This is a genomic window from Streptomyces pyxinae (assembly GCF_024756275.1).
Taxonomy (GTDB): Bacteria; Actinomycetota; Actinomycetes; order Streptomycetales; family Streptomycetaceae; genus Streptomyces; species Streptomyces pyxinae.
In genome coordinates, this window is sequence record NZ_JANUGQ010000075.1 from 1 (window position 1) to 373 (window position 373).

Annotated in this window: 1 protein-coding gene; it reads right to left on the reverse strand. The window is 75.9% G+C overall.

From position 1 onward, the window contains the following. Nucleotides 1-373 (reverse strand): hypothetical protein (locus NX801_RS30640; RefSeq protein ID WP_309505942.1); only part of this gene is annotated, 373 nt, incomplete at both ends.

Genomic DNA, 373 nt, shown 5'->3' on the forward strand with positions numbered 1-373 from the left:
GGGAGGTGGAGGGGTCGGACGGTGAGGGTGTAGCGGCAGTCGGTGTCGGGGACGACGACGGTCAGCGGGACGCCGGCTTTCAGGCGGGCTCGGGCGGCGCGCTGGTCGTCCATGTCGGCGGCCCAGACGCGGAGTTCGGCGGGACAGTCGGGCACGGGGACCACCGGTTGGCGCATGGCCTCGGTGACCCAGCGGGAGGCGGCGGGGTCGGGGTCGAGGCGGTCCGCGATGCGGCGGGCCTCGCCTCGGAGCCAGCGCAGGGCCAGCACCGGGGAGAGGGTCTGCCAGGTGCCGAGGACGTACCGGACGACCCGGCCGGTGCTGTAGACCGGGCCCTCGGCGGCGGCCTCGCACCAGTAGACCGCCGGTTCGG